Origin of the sequence: Streptomyces sp. NPDC007157, assembly GCF_040634235.1 — a bacterium.
Lineage (GTDB): Bacteria > Actinomycetota > Actinomycetes > Streptomycetales > Streptomycetaceae > Streptomyces.
In genome coordinates this window covers 183,583-206,556 of sequence record NZ_JBEYFE010000018.1, presented here as the reverse complement: position 1 = coordinate 206,556, position 22,974 = coordinate 183,583, and the positions used below count along the sequence as shown (strand labels likewise).

Sequence of the window (22,974 nt, the reverse complement as noted above, 5' to 3'; positions counted from 1 at the left end):
CATGTCCGGAGACAGTGCTGCTTCGGCCCCCGGCCGGTCCGGGGACCGTCCGGAGCGGCCTGTCGGCGGAAAGAGGCCCCGTTCGCGCTGGGCGACGCTCTTCGAGGGCGGCCTGCTGCAGGGCGGGGTCCAGGGCAGCCCGGTGCTAAGGCTGTTCATGCGCTGGGTGCGGCGGCCGTTGCTGCCGGTCATGCGGTTGTGGCGGCGCAACATCCAGCTCAAGGTCGTCGTCACCACCCTGCTGATGTCGCTGGGCGTCGTGCTGCTGCTCGGATTCGTCGTCATCGGGCAGGTGCGCAACGGCCTGCTGGACGCCAAGGTGAAGGCCTCGCAGAGCCAGGCCACCGGGGGTTTCGCGGTGGCCAAGCAGAAGGCCGACGAAGCCGCGGCCGGCACCGGTGACACCGCTGTGTCGGCGGACGGCCGGCAGTCGCAGAACCTCACCCCGTGGATGAGCGATCTCGTCGAGTCCCTCTCCAGCGGTGGTCAGGGCGCCTTCGACGTGGTGACGCTGCCCGCGGGCGACAACAGTGGCGGCGGGCGCGGACCACGTGCCTCCGGCCAGGTCGACCCGACATCCAGCGTCCCCGACGACCTGCGCACGCGGATCAACGCCAGCATGACGGCCGCGCAGAGCTACACGCGGATCGTCTACAAGGACAGCGACAAGGAGTCGCAGCCCGCCCTGGTCATCGGCAAGCAGGTCAACGACCCGAACAGCGACCCGTACGAGCTGTACTACCTCTTCCCGCTCACCCAGGAGGAGAAGTCCCTCAGCCTGGTCAAGGGCACGCTCGCGACCGCCGGGCTCTTCGTCGTCGTACTGCTCGGGGCCATCGCCTGGCTGGTGGTGCGGCAGGTCGTCACGCCGGTGCGGATGGCGGCCGGGATCGCCGAGCGGCTGTCCGCCGGGCGGCTCCAGGAGCGGATGAAGGTCACCGGCGAGGACGACATCGCGCGTCTCGGCGAGGCCTTCAACAAGATGGCGCAGAACCTCCAGTTGAAGATCCAGCAGCTGGAGGACCTGTCGCGGATGCAGCGCCGGTTCGTGTCGGACGTGTCGCACGAGCTGCGTACACCGTTGACGACCGTGCGGATGGCGGCCGACGTCATCCACGAGGCGCGCGAGGACTTCGACCCGGTGACCGCGCGGTCCGCGGAGCTCCTCGCCGACCAGCTGGACCGGTTCGAGTCGCTCCTCGCCGACCTGCTGGAGATCAGCCGCTTCGACGCGGGCGCGGCGGCGCTGGAGGCCGAGCCGATAGACCTCAGGGAGGTCGTACGGCGGGTGGTCAGCGGGGCCGCGCCGCTCGCGGAGCGCAAGGGCACGCACATACGGGTGCTCGGCGACCTGCAGCCCGTGGTCGCCGAGGCGGACGCCCGGCGCGTGGAGCGGGTACTGCGCAACCTGGTGGTCAACGCCGTCGAGCACGGCGAGGGTAAAGATGTCATCGTCAAGCTGGCGTCGGCCGGCGGGGCGGTCGCGATCGCGGTGCGCGACTACGGTGTCGGGCTCAAGCCCGGCGAGGCGACCCGGGTCTTCAGCCGCTTCTGGCGGGCGGACCCGGCACGCGCGCGTACCACCGGCGGTACGGGCCTGGGGCTGTCGATCGCCCTGGAGGACGCGCGGCTGCACGGCGGCTGGCTGCAGGCGTGGGGGGAACCGGGGGGCGGTTCGCAGTTCCGGCTGACGCTGCCGAGGACCGCTGACGAGCCGCTGCGAGGCTCGCCGATACCCCTGGAACCCAAGGACTCCCGGCGCAACCGGGGCCTCAGTGACGCCGGTCTGCCGAGCGGCGGCGAGGGCAAGCGGGCCACCGTGCCGGTGCAGTCCGGCGGCGGACAGGGGGCGGCACTCGCGCCCATGGCACAGCGGATGGCCACCGTGGCCCCGACCGCCGACCCGACCGCGCTGCCCGGCAACGGTGCGCGGGTGGTGCCCAGGCCCAGCGGAGGCGCCCGGCGCCAGGAGGGCACGCCCGGGACCGGCCCGGCGGACGACGGGAGCGTCGGCGGGCAGGACGAGTCGAACAAACCAGGGGAGGCATTTCGTGGTCGCTGACCGCGAGGGGAGCGCGCGGCCAGGACCGGTGCGCGCGGCGGCGTACGCCGCCTGCGGGGCCGTACTGCTGGCGGGCTGTGCCTCCATGCCGGACAGCGGCGACCTGCGGGATGTCGAGTCCACGCCCCGGCAGGACACGCAGGTGCGGGTGTTCGCCATGCCACCCCAGCAGGACGCCTCCTCCACCGAGATCGTCCAGGGCTTCCTGGAGGCTCTGACCAGCGACGACCCGCGCTATGACACGGCGCGCAAGTATCTGAGCACGGCCGCCGCGAAGAGCTGGCGGCCGGAGTCGCAGGCGACGGTGCTGGCGAACGGGCCGAGCATCCAGACCGACCCGCGCCCGGCCGGCCGGGACGGCACGAACAGCATCACCTACTCGCTGCAGGGCAGCCGGGTGGCCACGGTCGACGCGCAGCAGGCGTACACGCCCGTCGCCGGGGCGTACCAGCGGACGGTGCATCTGACGAAGGACGCCAAGAGCGGGCAGTGGCGGATCGACGCGCTGCCGCAGGGCGTCGTGATGGGCAAGTCCGACTTCCAGCGCAACTACACGTCCGTCAACAAGTACTACTTCGCCTCGGACACGTCGGCCGGGGAGACCGGGCAGCCGGTGGCGGTCGCCGATCCGGTCTTCGTCCGCAGCCCGGTGGATCCGACGACCCAGCTGGTGCGTTCGCTGATCAAGGGCCCCACCACCTGGCTCGGCCCGGTGGTCCGGTCGAGCTTCCCGACCGGTACGGCGCTGAAGAAGGGTGTGTCCGGGCTGACGCCGGACGACCAGAACCAGGTCACCGTGCCGCTGAACGTCAAGGCGTCCCGGATCGGGTCGGCCAAGTGCACCGAGATGGCGACCCAGTTGCTGTTCACGCTGCGGAGCCTGACGCCCACCGTGGAGTCGGTCGCGCTGCATTCCGTCAACGGCGGCCGGATGTGCGACGTCACCGAGGATCAGGCCGAGGCCACCGCCTGGCGCCCGTCCGCCAAGCGGCCCGACTACCTTTACTTCCTCGACGGCAAGCACCGGCTGGTGCGGATGACGACCGGCGGTACCGGCACCAGCGCGGTCGCCGTGCCGGGCCCGTTCGGCGCGGGCACCAAGTCGCTGCGGTCGGTGGCGGTCGCCCGCGACGAGCGGACCGCGGCCGGGGTCACCGGCGACGCCAAGTCGCTGTACGTCACCTCGCTCGCGTCGGACGGCTCGCTGGGCGACGCCGTGCTGACCAGCCACGGAGCGACCGAGGGCGAACGGCTGACGGCGCCGAGCTGGGACGCCCGGGGCGACCTGTGGGTGGCCGACCGGGATCCCGCCAAGCCGCAGCTGTACATGCTGGCGCAGGGCGTCGGACAGCCGCTGGCGGTGCAGATCCCCGAGCTGGACGGCCGTATCGAGGACGTGCGGGTCGCCGCCGACGGGGTGCGGATCGCACTCGTCGTGGAGAAGGACGGCAAGCAGTCGCTGCTCGTGGGGCGGATCGAGCGCACCAAGTCCGATGACCAGCAGGAGGTTTCGGTCCTCGAACTGCGTTCCGCCACTCCTGGTTCCGAGGAGGTCACCGCGATGTCCTGGGCCGGGGACAGCCGTCTCGTGGTGGTCGGGCGCGAACAGGGCGGCGTGCAGCAGACGCGGTACGTCCAGGTCGACGGCTCCACGCCGGACGGGCTGGCGCCCGCGGCCCTCACGGGTGTCCTGGCGATCGCCGCGTCCGAGGACGACCGGGTACCGCTGGTGGCCCGCTCGCAGGACGACGGGATCGTCCGGCTGCCGTCCGGGGCGCAGTGGCAGAAGGTGGTCAAGGACGGTTCGGCGCCGGTCTATCCGGGCTGAGCCCGAAGGTGGCGTGAGAGCGGCCGTCCCGGTCCGGCGCGGAGCCGGCGGGGCGGCCGTCCTGTTCGGACGGGGCGCCCGTTGTCCGGGCGGCCGGGACGACCTTGTGCGGAGCGCCCGGGCGCTGTGGGCCCAGGGCGACCGTTCTCGGGTGGAACACCGGTCACCTCACCCGTGTGGGTGACGCGTCGTACGGGTCGTCTGGAGTTGTCCACACGCAGTTGTCCACAGGGGTGGCCGGTGCGGCCGGGCATGGGCACAGTGGACACATGCGGGGGTGGTGGCAGGACCTCACCGACCTGGTGCTCCCGGCCGAGTGCGGAGGCTGCGGTTCGCCTCGCACGGTGCTCTGTGCCGAGTGCCGTGCCGCCCTGGACGGGGCCGTACCGCGCCGGGTGCGACCGGTGCCGGAGCCGCCCGGGCTGCCGTCGGTGTACGCGGCGGCGCTCTACGCGGACGAGGTACGGGCGGCTCTCCTCGCCCACAAGGAACGGGGCGCGCTGGCGCTCGCCGGGGCCCTGGGCACGGCTCTGGCGGGAGCGGTACGGGCCGGGCTACGGGAGAGCCGGACGGCCCGGACGGCCCGGACCGTCAGGATCGTGACGTCCTGGGCCGACGGCGCGACGGGTGACGTCGGTGGCCCCCTGCTGCTCGTGCCGGTGCCCTCCGCGCCGTGGGCCGTGCGGGCGCGGGGACACGATCCGGTGCGCCGGATCGCCCTCGCGGCGGCCACGGAGCTGCGCCGCACCGGGGTCGCGGCCCGGGTCGCCCCGGTGCTGCGGCAGCGGCGGGCCGTGGCCGACCAGTCGGGGCTCAACTCACGGCAGCGGCTGGTGAACCTCGACGGCGCGCTGGAGGTGACGTCCGGCGGTGCCCGGCTGCTCGCGGGTGGCCGTGTCGTCCTCGTCGACGACCTCGTCACGACCGGCGCGACCCTCGCGGAGGCGGCGCGTGCGGTACGGGAGGCGACAGGGCCTGGATGGGCAGGAGAGGAGACAACGGCTGTGTATCGGCGCGCGGCTTGGGAAGGAAGGGAGGAACGGACGGCCGGACCGAGAGAAGAACGAGCGAGGTGGACACGGGACGCACCGGGAATGGCCGAGGGGAACTCCCTCGCATGGCCGCTCCGTGCGGCTGTGGTCGCGGCCGTACCGGATTCTTTCGAAATGAACCGGAACTGACTGCGAACGCTCATCGTTGCAGGTAGTGACCGGGCCAATTCACCTGAATGGAGGTACGCATCAGTAGAGGGTGACGACATCCGTCCGGGCGAGATATGTTCGGTTGTGAGGGAGAAAGCCGCAGGCCGTGCCTCCCGTATCCGAATGCCGTGCCGCGGGTTTTCCGCAATCATCGCGGTGCTGGGGTGCAGATCTTGCCCATGGGGGAGGAGGAGGTGAAGTCGCCGAGTCCGAGGCTCCGGGGTTCACCGGAGTCGGGTGCAAAAAGGGAGATGCTCCGCCAGTGAAGCGGAGCGCTCCGGGAACGGAGTTCTGCGTGGACATCGTCGTCAAGGGCCGCAAGACCGAGGTGCCCGAGCGGTTCCGCAAGCACGTGGCCGAGAAGCTGAAGCTGGAGAAGATCCAGAAGCTCGACGGCAAGGTGATCAGCCTCGACGTCGAGGTGTCCAAGGAGCCCAACCCCCGACAGGCCGACCGTTGCGACCGAGTGGAGATCACGCTCCGCTCCCGCGGTCCGGTGATCCGGGCGGAGGCAGCGGCCAGCGACCCGTACGCGGCACTCGACCTGGCGGCGGAGAAGCTGGACGCGCGGCTGCGCAAGCAGCACGACAAGCGGTTCTCGCGCCGTGGCGCACAGCGGATCTCTGCCGCCGAGGTCCCCGACCACGTCCCGGACGCGGCGACGCTCAACGGGAACGGCAGCCCCGTCCGGGCGGAAGAGCCCGATGGTGTGCCCACCAAGAAGATCGGTTCCCTGGAGGTGAAGGGTGAAGGCCCCCTCATCGTCCGCGAGAAGACCCACGTCGCCTCCCCGATGAGCCTCGACCAGGCCCTCTACGAGATGGAACTGGTCGGACACGACTTCTATCTGTTCGTCGACTCCGAGACCAAGGAGCCGAGCGTCGTCTACCGGCGACACGCGTACGACTACGGCGTCATCCACCTCAGCACGGACCCGATGGTCGCCCAGGTGCAACCCCCGGCGGCGGGAGGCACGCTGGGCGGCTGACCCGCCCGCCCGGCAGCTGAGCCTGTGCCCCTGGAAGCGTGTGTGCGCCCCCGGGGGCACCGGTGTGCGACCACTTTGCGTCCCGCTCTGTCTCCGCGTTGCCGCCCGGGCATGGAATCATGGCCGCAACGGTCCAACCGGTGGGCCGCTGCCTTGGGTTGGCGATGGCACAGCACCACAGGCCACAGCCTTCAGGGGGAGGAACGATGGCGGACAGCTTCGGACCGATGCAGGACGACGCCGACGGCGGCGTCGTCGGCCTGGGCCCGGACGCGGGGGCCACTTCGCGCAAGGAACCGATCCGAGTCCTTGTCGTGGACGACCATGCCCTCTTCCGCCGCGGTCTGGAGATCGTGCTCGCCGCCGAGGAGGACATCCAGGTCGTCGGGGAGGCGGGCGACGGTGCCGAGGCCGTCGACAAGGCCGCCGACCTGCTGCCGGACATCGTGCTGATGGATGTCCGGATGCCCAAACGCGGTGGTATCGAGGCCTGCACCTCCATCAAGGAGGTCGCGCCCAGCGCGAAGATCATCATGCTGACGATCAGTGACGAAGAGGCCGATCTCTACGAGGCGATCAAGGCGGGCGCGACCGGATATCTCCTCAAGGAGATCTCGACGGACGAGGTGGCCACCGCCATTCGCGCGGTGGCCGACGGGCAGTCGCAGATCAGCCCTTCCATGGCGTCGAAACTCCTCACCGAGTTCAAGTCGATGATCCAGCGCACCGACGAGCGCCGGCTGGTGCCGGCGCCACGGCTCACCGACCGAGAACTCGAAGTACTCAAACTCGTCGCCACGGGCATGAACAACCGCGATATCGCGAAGGAGTTGTTCATCTCCGAGAACACCGTGAAGAACCATGTGCGCAACATCCTGGAGAAGCTGCAGCTGCACTCCAGGATGGAGGCGGTGGTCTACGCGATGCGGGAGAAGATCCTGGAGATCCGCTGAGTCCGCCGACCCCGGTCAGCGCAGCGCGGTCATCAGCGCGCGGGTGACGTCCCGGACGAGCGGCTCGCGCAGTTCCGGGGTGTCCACCCGCTCCACGCGCACCGTCGTGCAGTTCACCCAGCTCGCCGCTTCGGCGAGCGCCTCGGCCACCGCCGGAACCGCCTTCGGGCCGTCCAGCGTGACCTGGCGTGCCACCAGGATGCCGCCGGCCTCACGCGCCGGGTCGACCCGGCCCACCAGGCGGCCGCCGGCCAGCACCGGCATCGCGTAGTAGCCGTACACCCGCTTGGGCTTCGGGACGTACGCCTCCAGACGGTGGGTGAAGCCGAAGATCCGCTCGGTGCGAGCCCGGTCCCAGATCAGGGAGTCGAAGGGGGAGAGCAGAGTCGTACGGTGCCGGCCGCGCGGAGGTGTGGCCAGGGCCGCCGGGTCCGCCCAGGCGGGCTTGGACCAGCCCTCCACCTCCACCGGGACCAGGCCCGAGTCGGCGATCACCGCGTCGACCTGCTCGGCCTTGAGCCGGTGGTAGTCGGCGATGTCCGCGCGCGTGCCCACGCCCAGCGACTGACCGGCCAGCCGGACCAGGCGGCGCAGGCACTCGGTGTCGTCCAGATCGTCGTGCAGCAACGTGTCCGGGACCGCGCGCTCGGCGAGGTCGTACACCCGCTTCCAGCCGCGCCGCTGGACGCACACCACCTCGCCGTACATCAGCGCGCGCTCCACGGCGACCTTGGTGCCGGACCAGTCCCACCACTCGCTGGTCTTCTTCGCGCCGCCCAACTCCGTGGCGGTCAGCGGGCCTTCGGCGCGCAGCTGCTTGATGACCTGGTCGTAGGCGCCGTCGGGGAGTTCGTGGCTCCAGTGCGGGCGGTCGCGGTAGGCGCGGCGGCGGAAGGCGAAGTGCGGCCACTCCTCGATCGGCAGGATGCAGGCCGCGTGCGACCAGTACTCGAACGCGTGGGGTCGTGCCGGAGGCGCGCCGAGAGATCCTGCCGTCCAGTAGGCGGCCTCGACCGCCTTGCGGCCGACGGCGCCGAGGCGGGCGTACGGGATGAGTTCGTGGGAGCGGGCGAGGACCGAGATGGTGTCGAGCTGGACCGCGCCGAGGTGGCGGAGCACGCCCCGCACGCCCGCGCGGCGGTCGGGGGCGCCGAGGAAACCCTGTGCCCTCAGGGCGATACGGCGGGCTTCGTCCGCCGAGAGGGCGGCGGTGGGGCGCGGAAGGGTCGTCATGGCTCGGACGATAGAGGGTGGCACTGACAGTCCCGTACGACCTGGGGTTTCATCCCTGCGAAGGGCCCGGCAGGTACGGCGCGGCGGAGGGCAGGCCCAGGTCCGACGGCAGCAGGGAGCCCACCCAGCCGTCGCGTCGTACACCCTTGTTGTTGAGGGCGGAGCGGAGGGTGCCCTCGATGGTGAAACCGGCGCGTTCCGCGACCGCGCGGGAGCCCTGGTTGCCGACCTCGGCACGCCACTCGACCCGGTCGATCGCCAGTTGCGTGAACCCCCACCGGGCGGCCGCGAGGGTGGCCTCGGTGATGTAGCCGCGGCCGCGGAACTCCTTGGCGGCCCAGAAACCCACCTCGGCCGTCCCCAGGGAGCGCATGGTCAGGCCGAGCATCCCGGCCAGCTCCCCCGTCGGCAGGAAGACGCCGAAGGTGAACATCGAACCCTCGGCCCAGCCGTCGGGGACCAGCTGCTCGGTGAAGCTCCGGGCGTGTTCCGGGAGATAGGGCGAGGGAATCGTCGTCCAGCGCTGGATGTCCGGGTCCTGGACGGCCGTGTACACCGCTTCGGTGTCCTGCGGGCCGACCGTGCGCAGCAGCAGGCGGGGGGTGACGAGCGTGACGGGTTCCATCGGCTGATTCTGCTCGGCCCGGCGCCCGGCACGCCATCCATTTCGCGTTCCGTGACCGGGTGATCACGGTTCGCGCAATTCCTCGGCGGATGCGGCACTATCCACATGCCCCGGCCGTTGTCCCCTGTGAAGCGGCGATGAAGCGGAAAACAACCGGGCGACACCAACCGGCACAACCGAATACCCACCCGGAGGAGTCGCACGAAGGGGGCTCGTGGAGCCCTCGGGAAAGCAGCGGACGGCCGTCGTGCCGCCAGGCCTCCCGGCGCGGCCGGGTCCTCGCATACGATGGCCGTTGCTCAGTACGTCCAATGGAAACCGACCGTCCCAGGCCCGACCGGCAAGGAGACAAACCCCCGTGTCCGTCCTCTCGAAGATCATGCGTGCAGGCGAAGGCAAGATCCTGCGCAAGCTGCACCGCATCGCGGACCAGGTCAACTCCATCGAAGAGGACTTCGTCGACCTCTCCGACGCCGAGCTGCGGGCCCTCACCGATGAGTACAAGCAGCGCTACGCCGACGGAGAGAGCCTCGACGACCTGCTCCCCGAGGCGTTCGCCACCGTCCGCGAGGCCGCCAAGCGCGCCCTCGGCCAGCGCCACTACGACGTGCAGATCATGGGTGGCGCCGCCCTCCACCTCGGCTACGTGGCCGAGATGAAGACCGGTGAGGGCAAGACCCTCGTCGGCACCCTCCCCGCGTACCTCAACGCGCTGTCGGGCAAGGGCGTCCACCTCATCACGGTCAACGACTACCTGGCCGAGCGCGACTCCGAGATGATGGGCCGTGTCCACAAGTTCCTGGGCCTGAACGTCGGCTGCATCCTGGCCAACATGTCGCCGGCCCAGCGCCGCGAGCAGTACGCGGCGGACATCACGTACGGCACGAACAACGAGTTCGGCTTCGACTACCTGCGCGACAACATGGCGTGGTCCCAGGACGAGCTCGTCCAGCGCGGCCACAACTTCGCCATCGTCGACGAGGTCGACTCCATCCTGGTCGACGAGGCCCGTACGCCGCTGATCATCTCCGGCCCGGCCGACCAGGCCACCAAGTGGTACGGCGACTTCGCCAAGCTGGTCCTGCGCCTGAAGCGGGGCGAGGCCGGCAACCCGCTCAAGGGCATCGAGGAGACCGGCGACTACGAGGTCGACGAGAAGAAGCGCACGGTCGCGATCCACGAGTCCGGCGTCTCCAAGGTCGAGGACTGGCTGGGCATCGACAACCTCTACGAGTCGGTCAACACCCCTCTGGTGGGCTACCTGAACAACGCCATCAAGGCGAAGGAGCTCTTCAAGAAGGACAAGGACTACGTCGTCATGGACGGCGAGGTCATGATCGTCGACGAGCACACCGGTCGTATCCTCGCCGGCCGCCGCTACAACGAGGGCATGCACCAGGCGATCGAGGCGAAGGAAGGGGTGGACATCAAGGACGAGAACCAGACCCTCGCCACGATCACCCTGCAGAACTTCTTCCGCCTCTACAAGCGCCACGACCACGACGGCAAGGAACAGCCCGGCCTGTCCGGCATGACCGGTACGGCCATGACCGAGGCCGCCGAGTTCCACCAGATCTACAAGCTCGGCGTGGTCCCGATCCCGACGAACAGGCCGATGGTCCGCAAGGACCAGTCGGACCTGATCTACCGCACCGAGGTCGCCAAGTTCGAGGCGGTCGTCGACGACATCGCGGAGAAGCACGAGAAGGGCCAGCCGATCCTCGTCGGCACGACCTCCGTCGAGAAGTCGGAGTACCTCTCGCAGCAGCTCTCCAAGCGCGGCATCCAGCACGAGGTGCTCAACGCCAAGCACCACGAGCGGGAGGCGTCGATCGTCGCGCAGGCCGGCCGCAGGGGCGCCGTGACGGTGGCCACCAACATGGCCGGCCGTGGTACCGACATCAAGCTCGGCGGCAACCCGGACGACCTCGCCGAGGCGGAGCTGCGCCAGCGCGGCCTCGACCCCGAGGAGCACATCGAGGAGTGGGCGCAGGCGCTGCCCGGGGCCCTGGAGAAGGCCGAGCGCGCGGTGAAGGCCGAGTTCGAAGAGGTCAAGGAACTCGGCGGCCTGTACGTCCTCGGCACCGAGCGGCACGAGTCGCGCCGGATCGACAACCAGCTGCGCGGTCGTTCCGGCCGTCAGGGCGACCCCGGTGAGTCCCGCTTCTACCTCTCGCTCGGCGATGACCTGATGCGCCTGTTCAAGGCCCAGATGGTGGAGCGCGTGATGTCCATGGCCAACGTGCCGGACGACGTGCCGATCGAGAACAAGATGGTCACCCGCGCGATCGCGTCCGCGCAGTCGCAGGTCGAGCAGCAGAACTTCGAGACCCGTAAGAACGTTCTGAAGTACGACGAGGTGCTCAACCGCCAGCGTGAGGTCATCTACGGCGAGCGTCGCCGCGTCCTGGAGGGTGAGGACCTGCAGGAGCAGATCCAGCACTTCACTGACGACACGATCGACGCGTACGTGGGTGCGGAGACCGCCGAGGGCTTCCCGGAGGACTGGGACCTCGACCGTCTGTGGGGCGCCTTCAAGCAGCTCTACCCGGTCAAGGTGACCATCGACGAGCTGGAGGAGGCGGCCGGCGACCGGGCCGGTCTGACCGCCGAGTACATCTCCGAGTCCATCAAGGACGACATCCGCGAGCAGTACGCGTCGCGCGAGGCGCAGCTCGGCTCCGAGATCATGCGTGAGCTGGAGCGCCGGGTCGTGCTCTCGGTCCTCGACCGCAAGTGGCGCGAGCACCTCTACGAGATGGACTACCTCCAGGAGGGCATCGGCCTGCGCGCGATGGCCCAGAAGGACCCCCTGGTCGAGTACCAGCGCGAGGGCTTCGACATGTTCACCGCGATGATGGACGGCATCAAGGAGGAGTCCGTCGGCTACCTGTTCAACCTGGAGGTCCAGGTCGAGCAGCAGGTCGAGGAGGTCCCGGTCGAGGACACCGAGGCGATCGCGGAGAGCGTCCAGGACGCGGTGCCGGCCCAGGCGGGCTCTCGTCCCGAGATCCGTGCGAAGGGGCTGGAGGCGCCGCAGCGGCGGGGCATGCACTTCTCCGCGGCCACCGTGGACGGCGAGGGCGGCATCGTCGAGGGCGACTTCGACTACGACGACGAGGAGCCGGCCCGGTCCGAGGCGGACGGTCTCACCCGCGCCGAGCGCCGCAAGCAGGCGAAGAGCCGCCGCGGTCGCAGGAAGTAACGCCAGCACCGACAGCGATTCACCAGGGCCGGCCACCCCGCAAGGGGGGCCGGCCCTTCGGTCTGTGACCGGGCTGGTGGGCTTTCGGCCTGTGGCCGGGGGTTCGGCGGACTTCCGCTCGTGACGTGGGTCCGGCAGTTCTTCGGCTCGTGGTGGTGCGGGGGCTGGGACGGGTCTGCCGCAGCCGTGGCCCCGGCCCCGACCTGGGACGGCCGCCGCGCGGTCTAGCCGCCGTGCGGTGTGCGGGGGCCGCCCAGTTCCACCGCTGTGCAGCGCCAGCGCAGGTCCTGGCCCTGTTCCAGGCGGAAGGCCATGGCGCGCAGCTGGTCGCCGGCGGCGACGCGGGCGAAGACCTCCAAGGCGCCGGCGCGAGGGACGTAGTAGCCGATGTCGCGGACGACCGGGTCGGTGCCGCGGGTGCGCAGGGGGCCGAGTTCGGCGAGGCGGGCGAGTTCGTCGTAGGCGGGTCCCGCCGTGTGCCGCAGCATCCAGTGGACGGGGCGGCGGCCGCTCAGGACGGCCAGCAGGCGCTCCGCGAAGAGGTCGGTGGGGCGCGGGCCCGGCGGGGCCGCCGGAGGCGTCAGAGGCCTGCGGGAGGACGCGCCGGGGCGGCGGGAGTCACGGCGGCCGGGCGGGCGGGTGCCCGGGCGGAGCTGGGCGGTCCTGGTCATGACCTTGTTCATGGGGGATCCCCGTTCGGCGGGCCCGGCGGGTACCAGGCGGTAACTTGCGGTTGGGGATCTTGTACGGGGGCCGGGACGGCGGCGGCAAGGCGGTGCCGCCCCGTGTCGAGGGCCTGGGAGGGTTCACCTATCCGAGTGATCGGGGGTGCGGGAAACCCGCTGGGCGGGCGGCGGTGCCGGGTGAATCGCCGGGCGCCGGGTGGACGTCCCCGACGTCACCGCCCGGGACCCGAAAGGGGACGCCCGCACGTATCCTGAAGGCCCTCCGGGAGGCGCCAGGCCCTTCGGGAGACGCAGAGTCGAAGAGTCCGGAAGAGAGCGGCCACCCATGCGCGTCTACGTCCCCCTGACCCTCCCCGGGCTCGCCGAGGCGCACAAGACGGGCGAGCTGGGGACCGGTCCGTTCGTCGCCTACGCCGTCACGCCCGCGCTGCGCGAGTGGTACCTCTCCGACGACATAGAGGAACTGGAGTACGCCGCGCTCAACCGGGCCGCGCTCGCCTCCCTGCGGCTGCTGGCCGCCGACCAGGGCGCGCCGCGGCGCCGGGTCGTGGTCGCCGTGGACGTCCCCGACGGCACGGCGGCGGCCGACCCGGACCGCGGGCTCGACCCGGCGGCGCTGGGCGAGGTGCGGGTCACCGGGACGGTCGCGCTGGCCGAGGCGGCCTCCGTGCACGTCGACTCCGACGACGCGGAGCAGGACGTGACCGCGGCGGCCGGGGCTCTTCCGGCGGCGGACGGCGGGGACGACGACGCGCAGTTCGTCGTGGACGGGGCCGAGGACCACGAGCTGCTCTGGTACGCCACGCAGGAGATCCCGAACCTGGTGGGGCTCGGCGGCTGAGCGGGGCCGACGGGGCCCGTTCGAACACCCGTGACCTGCGGTGATGCGTCGCCGGTCTTGATTGTCAGTGCGGGCGGGTAGCGTTTTTGGCATGGGGAAGCACGGAAGCGCGCACATCGTCTGGGACTGGAACGGGACCCTGTTCCACGACAACGACGCGATCATCGGGGCGACGAACGCGGCATCGGCCGAGCTGGGCCTGGCGCCGATCACGCTGGAGCAGTACCGGTCGCTGTACTGCGTGCCGGTGCCGAAGTTCTACGAGCGGCTGATGGGGCGGCTGCCGAGCGAGGCCGAGTGGGAGGCCATGGACGAGATCTTCCACCGGTACTACGCCGAGCACCGCGGCCTGTGCGGGCTGACCGACGGGGCGGTCGAGCTGCTGGCCGGGTGGCGTACGGCGGGGGGCAGCCAGTCGCTGCTGAGCATGTACGCGCATGACGAGCTCGTGCCGTTGGTGCGCGGATTCGGGATCGAGCCGCACTTCATACGGGTCGAGGGGCGGGTCGGGCCGTCCGGGGGCAGCAAGGCCGAGCACATGGTGCGGCATCTGCTGTCGCTGGGGGAGGTGCAGCCCGGGCGGACCGTGGTGATCGGGGACGCGTCGGACGACGCGGTGGCCGCGCGAGCCGTGGGGGCGAAGGCGGTGCTGTACACCGGGGGGTCGCACGGCAGGGCGAGCCTGGAGGAGGTCGGGGTGCCGGTCGTGGACTCCCTGGCGGAGGCGGTCGAGGAGGCACAGCGGCTCGTGGCGTGACCGGTTGGGCGCGGGCGCCGGTGCGGTGGGGCTCGGGTGAGGGTGGGGTCGTTCACCGGCGCTCACCGGCGCTTGCCGGGTGCCGCCCGTGCCCGCCCGTGCCCACCCGTGCCGCCCCAGCGGCACGACGGCCCGCGACTGTGTGGGAGGCGGCTGGGGTAGCGCCCCTTCAGGGACGCGGGGAACCGCGCGACCGGCCCCCACTCACCCGCAGCCGGACTTCGGTCCCGCCCACCCCGCCCTCGGCCAAGCCGGCGCCGCGTCGCTGTGCAGAACGTCAAAGTTCCACCCCCTCTTTTGTACACATACGGCTCATGACGGCTCCCGGGTGAGGAGCGATAGCCTTGGTGGCGTGATCAGCGCGATAGTTCGCGGGGGCGTCGACGCCCCTGCCCTGCGCCCGGTGAGCACGGAACACCTCCGTGACCGGGCGGCGGTGGCTGGTCTTCGCGGGCGGAGGGCACCCGAAACGGCCCTGGTAGCGGCGTTGCCGAGAGCGACGTCACACCCTCGGGGCATGTCGAGAATGGCCGAATACCCCCCGCTCGTCTCACCTTGCGGCATAGCGTCGGAGCAGACCGGAGACCCCGGCCGTGGCGTCGAGCCGCAGGGGGAAGAGCCCGTACTTCCTTCTACGTCACGCAATGGCGCGCGACAGGAGCCAGAGGACAATGCAGACCAAGCTGGACGAAGCCAAGGCCGAGCTGCTCGAACGGGCTGCCCGGGTAGCTGAGAACAGCCCGGCAGGGGGGCACCTACCGACTGGGACGACGGGGACGGCGGACCAGGAGTCCGTGTTCACGTTCCTTCAGCGCTACTACCTGCACACCGCGCCAGAGGACCTCGCCGACCGTGACCCGGTCGACGTCTTCGGCGCAGCCGTCTCGCACTTCCGTCTCGCCGAGACCCGTCCGCAGGGCACCGCGAACGTCCGGGTCCACACCCCGACCGTCGAGGAGAACGGGTGGACCTGCAGCCACTCCGTGGTGGAGGTCGTCACCGACGACATGCCCTTCCTCGTCGACTCGGTCACCAACGAGCTGACCCGGCAGGGGCGCGGCATCCATGTCGTGATCCACCCGCAGTTCGTGGTCCGCCGCGACCTCACCGGCAAGCTCATCGAGATGCTGCCCACTCCGGCCGCCGGCGAGGAACTGCCGCACGACGCGCACATCGAGTCCTGGATCCACGTAGAGATCGACCGCGAGACCGACCGCGCCGACCTCAAGCAGATCACCGTCGATCTGCTGCGGGTGCTGTCCGACGTCCGCGAGGCCGTCGAGGACTGGGAGAAGATGCGGGAGGCGGCGGTCCGTATCGCCGAGGACCTCGCGGCCGAACCGGTCCCCGGCGACCTGCCCCGCCCCGAGGTCGAGGAGGCCCGCGAGCTGCTGCGCTGGCTGGCCGCCGACCACTTCACCTTCCTCGGCTTCCGCGAGTACCAGCTGCGCGAGGACGACTCGCTGGGCGCCGTGCCCGGCACCGGCCTCGGCATCCTGCGCTCCGACCCGCCCCACGCCGGCGAGGAGGGCCATCCGGTCAGCCCCTCCTTCGAGCGGCTCCCGGCCGACGCGCGCGCCAAGGCCCGCGAGCACAAGCTCCTGGTCCTGACCAAGGCGAACAGCCGGTCGACCGTGCACCGGCCGTCGTACCTGGACTACATCGGGGTCAAGAAGTTCGACGCGGACGGCAACGTCGTCGGTGAGCGCCGCTTCCTGGGGCTGTTCTCGTCCGCCGCGTACACCGAGTCGGTGCGCCGGGTGCCCGTCATCCGCCGCAAGGTCGACGCGGTGCTCGAGCGGGCCGGCTTCTCGCCCAACAGCCACGACGGCCGCGACCTGCTCCAGATCATGGAGACCTTCCCGCGCGACGAGCTGTTCCAGACCCCGGTCCCCGAGCTGGAGTCGATCGTCACGAGCGTCCTCTACCTCCAGGAACGCCGGCGGCTCCGCCTCTACCTGCGCCAGGACGAGTACGGCCGCTACTACTCGGCCCTCGTCTACCTCCCCCGGGACCGCTACACCACCGGTGTCCGGCTGCGGATCATCGACATCCTGAAGGAGGAGCTCGGCGGCACCAGCGTCGACTTCACGGCCTGGAACACCGAGTCGATCCTCTCCCGGCTGCACTTCGTCGTCCGGGTCCCGCAGGGCACCGAGCTGCCCGAGCTGTCCGACGCCGACAAGGACCGCATCGAGGCCCGCCTGGTCGAGGCGGCCCGCTCGTGGTCCGACAGCTTCGCCGAGGCGCTCAACGCCGAGTGCGGCGAGGAGCGCGCGGCCGAGCTCCAGCGCCGCTACACCAACTCCTTCCCCGAGGGCTACAAGGCCGACCACACCCCGCGTGCGGCGGTCGCCGACCTGGTCCACCTGGAGCGGCTCACCGAGGAAGCGGGCAACGACTTCGCGCTCAGCCTCTACGAGCCGGTGGGCGCCGCCCCCGACGAACGCCGCTTCAAGATCTACCGCAAGGGCGCGGCGATCTCCCTGTCGGCGGTGCTGCCGGTCCTGAACCGGCTGGGCGTCGAGGTGATCGACGAGCGGCCCTACGAACTGCGCTGCTCGGACCGGACGACCGCGTGGATCTACGACTTCGGCATGCGGATGCCGAAGACGGCGGGCGGCGGCAACGGCGACTACCTGGGCGACGACGGGCGTGAGCGGTTCCAGGACGCCTTCGCGGCGACCTGGACCGGCCTGGCGGAGAACGACGGCTTCAACGCGCTGGTGCTGAGCGCCGGGCTGAGCTGGCGGCAGGCGATGGTGCTGCGGGCGTACGCCAAGTACCTGCGGCAGGCCGGTTCCACGTTCAGCCAGGACTACATGGAGACCACTCTCCGTCACAACGTCCACACCACACGGCTGCTCGTCTCGCTCTTCGAGGCGCGGATGTCGCCGGACCGGCAGAAGGCCGGCCTGGAGATCACCGACGCCCTCCACGAGGAGCTGGACGCCGCCCTCGACCAGGTGGCGAGTCTCGACGAGGACCGCATCCTGCGCTCCTTCCTGACCGTCATCAAGGCGACGCTGCGCACCAACTTCTTCCAGGAGACGGTGGAGGGCGCCCCGCACTCGTACGTCTCCATGAAGTTCGACCCGCAGGCCATCCCGGACCTCCCCGCGCCGCGCCCGGCGTTCGAGATCTGGGTGTACTCGCCGCGCGTCGAGGGTGTGCACCTGCGCTTCGGCAAGGTCGCGCGCGGCGGTCTGCGCTGGTCCGACCGGCGTGAGGACTTCCGGACCGAGATCCTCGGCCTGGTCAAGGCGCAGATGGTCAAGAACACCGTCATCGTGCCGGTCGGCGCCAAGGGCGGGTTCGTCGCCAAGCAGCTGCCGGACCCGGCGAAGGACCGGGACGCGTGGCTCGCCGAGGGCATCGCCAGCTACAAGACGTTCATCTCGGCGCTGCTCGACATCACCGACAACATGGTGGCCGGCGAGGTCGTGCCCCCGCAGGACGTGGTCCGGCACGACGAGGACGACACCTACCTGGTGGTCGCGGCCGACAAGGGCACGGCGACGTTCTCCGACATCGCCAACGAGGTCGCCGGGAGCTACAACTTCTGGCTCGGCGACGCCTTCGCCTCCGGCGGCTCCGCGGGCTACGACCACAAGGGCATGGGCATCACCGCGCGCGGCGCCTGGGAGTCCGTGAAGCGGCACTTCCGGGAGCTGGGCGTCAACACGCAGGCCGAGGACTTCACGGTCGTCGGTATCGGTGACATGTCCGGTGACGTGTTCGGCAACGGCATGCTGCTCAGCGAGCACATCCGCCTGGTCGCCGCCTTCGACCACCGGCACATCTTCATCGACCCGACCCCGGACGCGGCCACCGGCTACGCCGAGCGCCGCCGTCTGTTCGACCTGCCCCGCTCCAGCTGGGGCGACTACAACACCGAACTGCTCTCGGCGGGTGGCGGGATCTTCCCGCGCAGCGCCAAGGCGATCCAGGTCAACAGCCATATCCGCGAGGCGCTCGGCATCGAGGAGAAGGTCGCCAAGCTGACCCCGGCCGAGCTGATGAAGGCGATCCTCAAGGCGCAGGTCGACCTGCTCTGGAACGGCGGCATCGGCACCTACGTCAAGGCGTCGACCGAGTCGAACGCGGACGTCGGCGACAAGGCCAACGACGCCATCCGCGTCGACGGCGCCGACCTGCGCGTCAAGGTCGTCGGCGAGGGCGGCAACCTGGGCCTGACCCAGCTCGGCCGGATCGAGTTCGCCCGCCAGGGCGGCAAGATCAACACCGATGCCATCGACAACAGCGCCGGCGTGGACACCTCCGACCACGAGGTGAACATCAAGATCCTGCTCAACGGTGTGGTCGCGGACGGCGACATGACGGTCAAGCAGCGCAACAAGCTGCTCGCCGAGATGACCGACGAAGTCGGCTCGCTGGTGCTGCGCAACAACTACGCGCAGAACGTGGCGATCGCCAACGCGCTGGCCCAGTCCAAGGACATGCTCCACGCCCAGCAGCGGTTCATCCGCCACCTGGTCAGGGAGGGCCACCTCGACCGGGCGCTGGAGTTCCTGCCCACCGACCGCCAGATCCGCGAGCGGCTCGGCTCCGGCCAGGGCCTGACCAGCCCGGAGACGGCCGTCCTGCTGGCATACACGAAGATCACGGTCGCCGACGAGCTGCTGGCGACCTCGCTGCCGGACGACCCGTATCTGAGCGGCCTGCTGCACGCGTACTTCCCGACGGCCCTGCGCGACCGGTTCGCCGCCGCGCTCGCCACCCATCCGCTGCGCCGTGAGATCACCACCACCGTCCTGGTCAACGACACGGTCAACACCGGTGGTACGACCTATCTGCACCGGCTGCGCGAGGAGACCGGGGCGTCCCTGGAGGAGATCGTCCGGGCGCAGACCGCGGCGCGTGCGATCTTCCGCTCCGCCCCGGTCTGGGACGCGGTCGAGGAGCTGGACAACAAGGTCGACGCGGCCGTCCAGACCCGCATCCGGCTGCACTCCCGCCGTCTGGTGGAACGCGGCACCCGCTGGCTGCTGAACAACCGGCCGCAGCCGCTGGAGCTGATCGAGAACGTCGACTTCTTCTCCGAGCGGGTCGAACAGGTCTGGCAGCAGCTGCCCAAGCTGGTGCGCGGTGCGGACCTGGAGTGGTACCAGCACGTGTACGACGAGCTGTCCGCGGCCGGGGTCCCGGACGAGGTGGCGACCCGGGTGGCGGGCTTCTCCTCGGCCTTCCCGGCGCTGGACATCGTCTCGGTGGCCGACCGCATGGGCAGGGAGCCGCTGGACGTCGCCGAGGTCTACTACGACCTCGCCGACCGTCTCGGGGTCTCCCAGCTGATGGACCGGATCATCGAGCTCCCGCGTGACGACCGCTGGCAGTCGATGGCCCGCGCCTCCATCCGCGAGGACCTGTACGCGGCCCACGCGCTGCTCACCGCCGACGTGCTCGCCGCGGGCGACGGTACGGCGACGCCCGAGCAGCGCTACCAGGCCTGGGAGCAGAAGAACGCGGCCATCCTGGGCCGGGCCCGGGCCACGCTGGAGGAGATCCGCAGCTCGGACTCCTTCGACCTGGCCAACCTGTCGGTGGCCATGCGGACGATGCGGACGCTGCTGCGCACGCACTCGTAGTCGCAGGTGTAGTCGCAGCCGCAGTCGTGCGACATGAAGGCGCCCCGGGCCGGTGACGGCTCGGGGCGCTTTCTTTCCCGGCGGTGACGGTTCGTGTCGGCCTGGGTGTTCCGGACGGACACGAGCCGCGCCGTGTGGGACGGCGCGGCTCGTGGCGTAGATCTGCGTCAGGAGGGCTGAGTGACCTTCGGAGCGTCGGCCTGCTTCGGCGGCGCGGCCTTCGGCTTCGGCTTGGCCTTCGGCTTCGCCTTGTCGCCGGTGAAGGCCTCGTACTCCGCGAGGACTTCCTCGGTCGGCCCGTCCATGCGCAGCACACCGCGTTCCAGCCACAGCACCCGCTCGCAGGTGTCGCGGATGGACTTGTTGTTGTGGCTGACCAGGAACACCGTGCCGGCGTGCTCGCGCAGGGCCCGGATGCGCTCCTCGGAACGCATCCGGAAGGCCGCGTCACCGGTGGCCAGCGCCTCGTCGATGAGCAGGACGTCGTGGTCCTTGGCGGCGGCGATGGAGAACCGCAGCCGGGCGCCCATGCCGGAGGAGTAGGTGCGCATCGGGAGGGTGATGAAGTCGCCCTTCTCGTTGATGCCCGAGAAGTCGACGATCTCCTGGTAGCGCTCCTTGATCTCCTCGCGGGACATGCCCATGGCGAGGCCGCCGAGGTAGACGTTCTTCTCGCCGGTCAGGTCGCCCATGAGGGCCGCGTTGACGCCGAGGAGGGAGGGCTGCCCGTCGGTGTAGATGGCGCCGTTCTCCACCGGGAGCAGGCCGGCGACGGCCTTGAGGAGGGTGGACTTGCCGGAGCCGTTGGTGCCGATGAGGCCGATCGCCTCGCCCTTGTAGGCGACGAAGGAGACGCTCTTGACGGCGTGCACCTTGCGGACCCCGGCCGCCTTCTCGGCCTTCTTGCCGCGCAGCATGCGGTTGAGGGCGGCGGTGGCGGAGCCACGGCCGGCGCCGGTGCCGTTGACCCGGTAGACGATGTCGACGCGGTCGGCGACGACGGTGGGGATGCGGGTGTCGCTCACGCTGCGGGTGTCGCTCACGCTGGGGGTGTCGCTCACGTTCTCAGCCACGGCCGTACGTCTCCTCAGCCTTCCAGAAGTAGATGAAGCCGCCGACGCCGAAGACCAGGGCCCAGCCGGTCGCGATGAACCACACGTGCGGCGGCAACTGGCTGGCGTGGAAGCTGTCGATCAGGGAGAAGCGCATCAGGTCGATGTAGACGGCGGACGGGTTGGCCTTGAGTACCGGGGCCACCCAGCTCGGCAGACCCTTGTGCTGGCCGGTCAGCTTGTCGATGCTCCACATGACACCGGAGATGTACATCCAGGTGCGCAGCACGAACGGCATCAGCTGGGCGATGTCAGGGGTCTTGGCGCCCCAGCGGGCCATGATCAGCGACATGCCGGTGTTGAAGGTGAACTGCAGGATCAGCGCGGGGATGGCCAGTACCCAGGACGCGGCGACCGGAACGCCGAAGCAGAGCAGGATCACGATCAGGGCGGCCATCGAGAACAGCAGCTGCTGGAGCTGCTGGAGGCAGAAGGAGATCGGGAGCGCCGCCCGCGGGAAGTGCAGGGCGCGGACGAGACCGAGGTTGCCGGAGATCGCGCGGGTGCCGGTCATGATCGAGCTCGACGTGAACGTCCAGATGAACACGCCGGTGACCAGGAACGGGATGTAGTCCGGCACGTTTCTCTTGGTGCCCAGCAGGATGCCGAAGATGAAGTAGTACACCGTGGCGTTCAGCAGCGGGGTCATGACCTGCCACACCTGGCCGAGCTTCGCCTGGGCGTACTGGGCGGTGAGCTTGGCGGTGGCGAACGCGGTGATGAAGTGCCGTCGCGCCCACAGCTGGCGGACGTACTGCGGCAGAGAGGGACGGGCGCCGCTGACCGAGAGTCCGTGCCGGGCGGCGAGCGCCGCGAGGTCGTCCTCGGCCGTGACCGGGGTCGGGGGCGGTGTGTGGAGAACCTGGGTCACATCCGCTGCTTTCACTCGGGGGGTGGGGGTGCGGCGTCCGGCTGGGCACCGGCCCGTCATCCGGCGTTTCCTTACGCTTCTCTTCACGTTTTCTTACGTCGGGACGGGACCGTATCGTCGCAACGGGAGCGTAGGCGGAGTTGGCGTCGGAACGCAACCGTTTCGTCGTCACGGACAGGTGTGTGCCGTAACACTTCCGAGGTCGGGGCGCGACCGATTCGTTGCGGGGGGACGAGTCGGGCTCGTGTTCGGTACGGCGATGAGCTGGGAGTCGTTCAGTGCGGCCGTGTTGCGACGATCGGGTGGTGGGCCTCGTCGGGACGCAACCGTTTCGTCGTTACGCCCCTATGCTGGGTGACATGACGACGAACGCCGAGGAGTCCCAGACGCGTCCGCGCCGACGAGCCCCCGCCGGGGCGGCCGTCCTCCGCGAGGACGTGACCGAGGCCATCCGGGCCGCCGTCTTCGAGGAACTCGCGGCGGTCGGGTATGCCCGTATGTCCATCGAGGGCATCGCGCGCCGCGCGGGCGTCGGCAAGACCGCGGTCTACCGCCGTTGGCGCTCCAAGCTGCACCTCGTCCTCGACGTCGTCTCGGCCCTCGCGGTGCTGGGCCTGCCGGTGCCCGACACCGGCTCCCTGGAGGGCGACCTGCGGCTCCTGTACGAGGTCACCTCCCGTGCGCTGCGCCACCCGGTCGCCTCGCAGATCATCCCGGACCTCCAGGCCGAGGCGGCCCGCAACCCGGAGATCGCCGAGGCCATGCAGAAGACGCTGCGCGAGGGCCAGGACGGCGTCGCCAGCAAGATCATCGAGGCGGCCCAGCGGCGCGGTGAACTCGCCGCGAACCTTGACGACGACCTGGCCATGGACCTGATCTCCGGCCCGCTGTACTGGCGGTCGGTGGTGATCCGCACCCCGAAACTGCCGAAGGGGTATCTGGCGGCGCTGGCCCGTGGCACCACGGAGGCGCTCAAGGCGCTGTGAACCACTCCGCCGGGGA

15 protein-coding genes are annotated in these 22,974 nt (G+C 70.4%); 10 read left to right on the top strand and 5 right to left on the bottom strand.

The features are described from left to right. Position 1: 1 nt before the first annotated feature. The 5 genes from mtrB to ABZ642_RS29930 all read left to right on the top strand — a co-directional run bounded on the left by mtrB (position 2) and on the right by ABZ642_RS29930 (position 7,033). On the top strand, positions 2-2,062 hold the full coding sequence (gene mtrB / locus ABZ642_RS29950) for an MtrAB system histidine kinase MtrB (RefSeq protein ID WP_360489548.1): 2,061 nt from the start codon (positions 2-4) through the stop codon (positions 2,060-2,062). Then, positions 2,052-3,890 carry an LpqB family beta-propeller domain-containing protein gene (locus ABZ642_RS29945; protein ID WP_360489547.1) on the top strand — a complete coding sequence of 613 codons (1,839 nt, stop codon included), beginning with the start codon at positions 2,052-2,054 and terminating at the stop codon, positions 3,888-3,890. Before mtrB ends, ABZ642_RS29945 begins: the two co-directional genes overlap by 11 nt. Before the next feature lie 269 nt (positions 3,891-4,159). Beyond that, positions 4,160-5,071 carry a ComF family protein gene (locus ABZ642_RS29940; protein ID WP_360489546.1) on the top strand — a complete coding sequence of 304 codons (912 nt, stop codon included), beginning with the start codon at positions 4,160-4,162 and terminating at the stop codon, positions 5,069-5,071. 283 nt (positions 5,072-5,354) lie between these two features. Beyond that, entirely contained in the window at positions 5,355-6,080 is a 726-nt protein-coding gene (gene raiA, locus ABZ642_RS29935; RefSeq protein WP_360489545.1) for a ribosome-associated translation inhibitor RaiA, read from the top strand. 206 nt (positions 6,081-6,286) lie between these two features. Further along, positions 6,287-7,033 carry a response regulator transcription factor gene (locus ABZ642_RS29930; RefSeq protein WP_360489544.1) on the top strand — a complete coding sequence of 249 codons (747 nt, stop codon included), beginning with the start codon at positions 6,287-6,289 and terminating at the stop codon, positions 7,031-7,033. 15 nt (positions 7,034-7,048) lie between these two features. Here the strand turns inward: ABZ642_RS29930 and ABZ642_RS29925 are convergent, their stop codons facing one another. Then, positions 7,049-8,266, bottom strand: coding sequence for a crosslink repair DNA glycosylase YcaQ family protein (locus ABZ642_RS29925; protein ID WP_360489543.1), 1,218 nt, complete (start codon positions 8,264-8,266; stop codon positions 7,049-7,051). 49 nt (positions 8,267-8,315) lie between these two features. After that, entirely contained in the window at positions 8,316-8,891 is a 576-nt protein-coding gene (locus tag ABZ642_RS29920; RefSeq protein ID WP_360489542.1) for a GNAT family N-acetyltransferase, read from the bottom strand. 358 nt (positions 8,892-9,249) lie between these two features. On the opposite strand from ABZ642_RS29920, the gene secA reads away from it, so the two are divergent. Continuing rightward, positions 9,250-12,096: a preprotein translocase subunit SecA gene (gene secA / locus ABZ642_RS29915; protein WP_360489541.1), complete on the top strand. Its 2,847-nt coding sequence runs from the start codon at positions 9,250-9,252 to the stop codon at positions 12,094-12,096. Between the two features lie 224 nt (positions 12,097-12,320). Here secA and ABZ642_RS29910 read toward each other — a convergent pair whose 3' ends face one another. Further along, positions 12,321-12,779 (bottom strand): Rv3235 family protein, encoded by a 459-nt coding sequence (locus tag ABZ642_RS29910; RefSeq protein ID WP_360489540.1) that lies wholly within the window; start codon positions 12,777-12,779, stop codon positions 12,321-12,323. A gap of 328 nt (positions 12,780-13,107) precedes the next feature. On the opposite strand from ABZ642_RS29910, the gene ABZ642_RS29905 reads away from it, so the two are divergent. From ABZ642_RS29905 to ABZ642_RS29895, 3 genes are all read left to right on the top strand, one after another. Next, complete coding sequence (locus ABZ642_RS29905) at positions 13,108-13,623, top strand: hypothetical protein (RefSeq protein WP_360489539.1); 516 nt, start codon at positions 13,108-13,110, stop codon at positions 13,621-13,623. A 91-nt stretch (positions 13,624-13,714) separates the two neighbouring features. Next, a complete protein-coding gene (locus ABZ642_RS29900) occupies positions 13,715-14,380 on the top strand; it encodes an HAD family hydrolase (protein WP_360489538.1) in 666 nt (221 codons plus the stop codon). 671 nt (positions 14,381-15,051) lie between these two features. Further along, positions 15,052-19,989: an NAD-glutamate dehydrogenase gene (locus tag ABZ642_RS29895; RefSeq protein WP_360489537.1), complete on the top strand. Its 4,938-nt coding sequence runs from the start codon at positions 15,052-15,054 to the stop codon at positions 19,987-19,989. 167 nt (positions 19,990-20,156) lie between these two features. Here the strand turns inward: ABZ642_RS29895 and ABZ642_RS29890 are convergent, their stop codons facing one another. Continuing rightward, positions 20,157-21,062, bottom strand: coding sequence for an ABC transporter ATP-binding protein (locus ABZ642_RS29890; protein WP_360489536.1), 906 nt, complete (start codon positions 21,060-21,062; stop codon positions 20,157-20,159). After that, complete coding sequence (locus ABZ642_RS29885; RefSeq protein WP_360489535.1) at positions 21,055-21,972, bottom strand: ABC transporter permease; 918 nt, start codon at positions 21,970-21,972, stop codon at positions 21,055-21,057. The genes ABZ642_RS29890 and ABZ642_RS29885 overlap by 8 nt, the downstream gene beginning before the upstream one ends. Positions 21,973-22,331: 359 nt before the next feature. Between ABZ642_RS29885 and ABZ642_RS29880 the strand changes: the two genes are divergently transcribed. After that, the gene (locus ABZ642_RS29880; protein ID WP_351701481.1) at positions 22,332-22,958 is read left to right on the top strand and encodes a TetR/AcrR family transcriptional regulator; all 627 of its coding nucleotides are present in this window, start codon (positions 22,332-22,334) and stop codon (positions 22,956-22,958) included. Positions 22,959-22,974: the final 16 nt, after the last annotated feature.

What these genes read in the sequence shown, in the direction of transcription:
- mtrB (WP_360489548.1), top strand. Translation starts at nt 2, where the DNA reads ATGTCCGGAGACAGTGCTGCTTCGGCCCCCGGCCGGTCCGGGGACCGT.
- ABZ642_RS29940 (WP_360489546.1), top strand. Translation starts at nt 4,160, where the DNA reads ATGCGGGGGTGGTGGCAGGACCTCACCGACCTGGTGCTCCCGGCCGAG.
- ABZ642_RS29930 (WP_360489544.1), top strand. Translation starts at nt 6,287, where the DNA reads ATGGCGGACAGCTTCGGACCGATGCAGGACGACGCCGACGGCGGCGTC.
- ABZ642_RS29925 (WP_360489543.1), bottom strand. Translation starts at nt 8,266, where the DNA reads ATGACGACCCTTCCGCGCCCCACCGCCGCCCTCTCGGCGGACGAAGCC.
- ABZ642_RS29920 (WP_360489542.1), bottom strand. Translation starts at nt 8,891, where the DNA reads ATGGAACCCGTCACGCTCGTCACCCCCCGCCTGCTGCTGCGCACGGTC.
- ABZ642_RS29910 (WP_360489540.1), bottom strand. Translation starts at nt 12,779, where the DNA reads ATGAACAAGGTCATGACCAGGACCGCCCAGCTCCGCCCGGGCACCCGC.
- ABZ642_RS29905 (WP_360489539.1), top strand. Translation starts at nt 13,108, where the DNA reads ATGCGCGTCTACGTCCCCCTGACCCTCCCCGGGCTCGCCGAGGCGCAC.
- ABZ642_RS29900 (WP_360489538.1), top strand. Translation starts at nt 13,715, where the DNA reads ATGGGGAAGCACGGAAGCGCGCACATCGTCTGGGACTGGAACGGGACC.
- ABZ642_RS29895 (WP_360489537.1), top strand. Translation starts at nt 15,052, where the DNA reads ATGCAGACCAAGCTGGACGAAGCCAAGGCCGAGCTGCTCGAACGGGCT.
- ABZ642_RS29880 (WP_351701481.1), top strand. Translation starts at nt 22,332, where the DNA reads ATGACGACGAACGCCGAGGAGTCCCAGACGCGTCCGCGCCGACGAGCC.